4 protein-coding genes are annotated in these 4,068 nt (G+C 69.2%); all 4 read right to left on the bottom strand.

Going from position 1 to position 4,068, the window contains the following annotated elements; all coding sequences use genetic code 11:
• Positions 1–208: flavodoxin-dependent (E)-4-hydroxy-3-methylbut-2-enyl-diphosphate synthase (locus ACFVYE_RS46860; RefSeq protein ID WP_362160927.1), on the bottom strand; the 208-nt coding region annotated here is incomplete at its 3' end.
• A 4-nt stretch (positions 209–212) separates the two neighbouring features.
• On the bottom strand, positions 213–1,232 hold the full coding sequence (gene hpnH / locus ACFVYE_RS46855; RefSeq protein ID WP_383979331.1) for an adenosyl-hopene transferase HpnH: 1,020 nt from the start codon (positions 1,230–1,232) through the stop codon (positions 213–215).
• 5 nt (positions 1,233–1,237) lie between these two features.
• Positions 1,238–1,897 carry a 1-hydroxy-2-methyl-2-butenyl 4-diphosphate reductase gene (locus tag ACFVYE_RS46850; RefSeq protein WP_383979333.1) on the bottom strand — a complete coding sequence of 220 codons (660 nt, stop codon included), beginning with the start codon at positions 1,895–1,897 and terminating at the stop codon, positions 1,238–1,240.
• A complete protein-coding gene (gene shc, locus ACFVYE_RS46845) occupies positions 1,897–3,897 on the bottom strand; it encodes a squalene--hopene cyclase (protein ID WP_383979336.1) in 2,001 nt (666 codons plus the stop codon). The genes ACFVYE_RS46850 and shc overlap by 1 nt, the downstream gene beginning before the upstream one ends.
• Between the last annotated feature and the right edge of the window lie 171 nt (positions 3,898–4,068).

The raw sequence follows: 4,068 nt of genomic DNA, 5'->3' as shown, positions 1-4,068 counted from the left end.
GACAGCCCGACGCCGTCAGCTCCGCGATCTGCTGCAACGTCGCACCGATGTCCGACGTACGCGTCGTGGTCATCGACTGCACCGACACCGGCGCACCCCCGCCGACCGCAACCGACCCGACCTGGATGCGCCGCGAGTGGCGGCGCATCGCGAGCGGCCGGGCCGGCAGCTCGGGGAGACCCAGTGCGACCGGTTCTCCAGCGGTCATGGCGTCACCCGTTCCCGGAGACGGTCTCGCGCACGGCGCGCAGGGATTCCTTCAGCGATCCCATGGTGGCGAGGACGGCGGTGGGCTCGTAACCGCAGTGCGCCATGCAGTTGGCGCAGCGCGGGTCCTTGCCCCGGCCGTACTTGTCCCAGTCGGTCTCCTCGATGAGTTCGCGGTACGTCGGGACGTACCCGTCACTCATCAGATAGCAGGGCCGCTGCCAGCCGAAGAGCGAGTAGTTCGGGATCGCCCACGCGGTGCACGGGAAGTCCGCCTTGCCTTCCAGGAAGTCCAGGAACAGCGGCGAGTGGTTCAGCCGCCAGCGGGACCGGTTACCGCCCGCGAACGACTTCTTGAACAGTTCTCGGGTCTGCTCGACGCCGAGGAAGTGCTCCTGGTCGGGTGCCTTCTCGTACGCGTAGGCGGGCGAGATCATCATCTCGTCGACCTTCAGATCGTCATTGAGGTAGTTCAGGACCTCGATGACGGTCTGCGGGGTGTCGGTGTTGAAGAAGGTGGAGTTCGTGGTGACCCTGAAGCCGCGACGCTTGGCCTCCTTGATCGCCGCCACCGCCTCGTCGAACACGCCTTCCTTGGCAACCGATTCATCGTGCCGTTCGCGCAGCCCGTCGATGTGCACGGCGAAGGCGAAGAACGGCGACGGGGTGAATTTCTCGATCTTCTTGCGCAGCAGCATCGCATTGGTGCAGAGGAAGACATACTTCTTCTTCGCCACCAGCTGCCGCACGATTTCGTCGATCTGCGGGTGCATCAGAGGTTCGCCGCCCGCGATGGAAACCATCGGGGCGCCCGATTCCAGTACCGCGCCGACGGCCTGGGCCACCGGCATGCGCTGCTTCAGAACTCCGGCCGGATGCTGGATCTTCCCGCAGCCCTCGCACGCCAGATTGCAGGCGAACAAAGGCTCCAGCTCGACAATGAGCGGGAACTTGTCCCGCTTGCGGAGCTTCTGTTCAATGAGGTACGTCGCAACCTTGATGGTCTGGCGGAGCGGCATGGCCATCTAGCTCACCTCCTGGGGAGCAGCAGAGATCGGTGCCATTCGTAGAAAGCCGGTAGGACGGCACGGAGAACACGGAAAGCCGATATTCCACCGCGTATCGTGCCGATGCGGACGAGCTCATGCTCGGGAGCGTCCACGACCACCCGTACGGCGGCAACCGGGCGTGGCCCGGACCGCAGGGCGGCGCGGAGAGTGGCGGCGGACTCCATGTCCACCGCGATCGCTCCGGTGGCCCGCAGCTCGGCCCGCTCATGTCCGCGTACGACATGGGCGGAACCGGTCAGCGGACCGGTGTGGACGGTGCGACCGGGCACCGCGCCGGCGAGGGCCTCGGCGAGCACGCCCGTGCCGGTGCAGACCGTCGAGTCCCCGGATTCCCTGGTCTCAACGGCGACCACCAGGTCCCCGGGGTGCATGCCGGGTGACAGCCCGGCGCAGAATCCGGAGGCAAGCACCGCGGTGCCGGGCACCCGGTCCTGATCGAGCGCCCGCAACACGGCCGCCTCGGCGGCCTTGGGGCCCATGCCCGTACGGAGTACGGTCACCGGGCCCGGTGCGTCACCGGCCCTGCCTCTGCCGCTGCGCAGGGCGAATTGCTCGATGCCGAGCGCACAGGCGATCAGCAGCGGCGCTGCGGGGCCGGCCGGCACCGGACCATCGCCCATCAGGCCCCCTTGCGGGCGACCGTGCGGTCGGCGAACGGTTCGCCGTACACGTACCGTCCGAGTGCGGTGAGCGGGAAGACCTGCCGGTAGAGGTGGTAGTTGATGGAGAAGTCCCAGGGGAAGCCGGTTCCGGTGAAGTACGGCTCGTCCCAGGATCCGTCGGCCTGCTGCGTCTCGCTGAGCCAGGACACTCCCCGCTGCACGGCCCTGCTGTCCCGCCGTCCTGCGGCAAGCAGTGCGAGCAGTGCCCACGCGGTCTGGGAGGCGGTCGAGGCGCCGTGCCCGATCCACTTGTCCTCCTGGTACGAGCGCAGGTCCTCGCCCCAGCCGCCGTCGTCGTTCTGCACGGACTCCAGCCAGCCGGCCGCGCGGCGGATCGCCGGATGCGTGACGGGCAGCCCGGCGGCCACCAGTGCGGGCACCACCGACCCTGTGCCGTATACGTAGTTGACGCCCCAGCGGCCGAACCAGCCGCCGCTCGCATCCTGTTCGGCAAGCAGCCACTCGATACCGCGCCGGGTGGCGGGATGCCCGGACCGCCCCTCAACGGCGAGCATCTCCACCACGTGCCCGGTGACATCGGCGGACGGCGGGTCGATGACCTCACCGAAGTCGCAGAAGGGCAGCCGGTTGGGGAACGCGCTGGTGTTGTCCGCGTCGAACGCTCCCCAGGCCCCGTTGCGGGACTGCATGCCGAGGTTCCAGCGCACTCCGCGCCTGATGGCGGCCTCGATGCGCGCCTTGTCGGGGTGGCGGACCCGGCGCAGCGCGAGGACCACCTCCGCGGTGTCGTCGATGTCCGGGTAGTTGTCGTTGTGGAACTCGAACGCCCAGCCGCCCGGGTTGAGCCGGGGACGGCGCACGGACCAGTCGCCGGGCCGTACGATCTCCTCGCCGAGCATCCAGTCCGCGGCCTTCACGAGCGCCGGGTGGTCGGGGCTGACCCCGGCGTCGGCGAGGGCGATGGTGGCGAGGCAGGTGTCCCAGACCGGGGACTGACAGGCCTCGATCATCCGGGCGCCGTCCTCGCGCCAGACGGCGAAGCGGTCGAGCGAGGCGAGTCCGGCCCGCATCACCGGGTGGTCCAGGTCGTAGCCGAGCAGGTACAGGGCGATGACGGAGTACACGGCGGGCGGCTGGATACCTCCCCAGCAGCCGTCGTTCTCCTGGCGTTCGATGATCCAGCGGGCCGCGGCGTTCATGGCGGTCCGGCGCAGCTTGCGAGGTGCGATCCGGCGGTACGCGTGCAGCGCCTTGTCCAGGCGCTGGAAGACTCCGTCCCAGCTCGCCGCCGGAGCGGCGGGCATGGGCGGGTTCGGGTGGTGTGGGTCGGTGTGCAGCTCGTCGAGGGCGAAGGGGGCCGGGCGTACCGGCCGCTTGGCCGAGACGATGGTGAGCGGCACGATGGTCTGGCGGGCCCAGCAGCCGAAGTCATAGATGTTGAGCGGAACCCATTTGGGAAAGAACATCAGCTCGGGCGGGAGTTCCGGCAGGTCGTCCCATTTCCACCAGCCGAAGAGGGCGAGCCAGATCCGGGTGAAGACGCGGCTCGCCGCGATTCCGCCCTGTTCCCTGATCCATCCCGAAGCGCGGGCCATATGCGGTTCGTCCGGCCGGTCTCCGGCCAGCCGCAGTGCCACGTACGCCTCGATGGTGGTGGAGAGTTCGCCGGGGCCGCCGTGGAAGGTGGCCCAGGTGCCGTCGCCGCGCTGTTCGCCGCGGATGAAACGGCCGGCCGCCTGAACGGTGGCCTGGTCCTGAATGCCGAGGAACTGACGGAGCAGCAGGTCCTCGGCGTCCATGGTGACATTGGTGGCGAGGTCGCCCTTCCACCAGCCCTGCTCGTCCTGCCTGCCGAGGAGATGCTCCACCGAGCGTTCCGCGGCCCGCCGCGCGGCGGCGAGTACGTCGTCCGCGGCGATGGTCGTATCGGTCGGATTACTGGCCGAGGCTGCGCGGGGGCTCACAGCCCCGGTGCTTCCGTCGGTCGTCGCTGTCATGGCTTCCCCTTCGTGCAGTTGTTCCTCTGCTGTGCTGGGGTCTCCGTCGGGCGGCGGCCCGGGCGGGGCCCCGCCCGGGCCAGCGGGGAGGGATGTGCGGATGGTGGTGATGAATTTGGGTATTACAAGTAGTACCCCCGCGCCGGGTGGGGGGCCCCCCCCGGGTTGGGC

The organism is Streptomyces sp. NPDC058239 (assembly GCF_042882185.1).
GTDB lineage: Bacteria > Actinomycetota > Actinomycetes > Streptomycetales > Streptomycetaceae > Streptomyces.
This window is presented reverse-complemented; position numbering and strand designations above follow the sequence as displayed.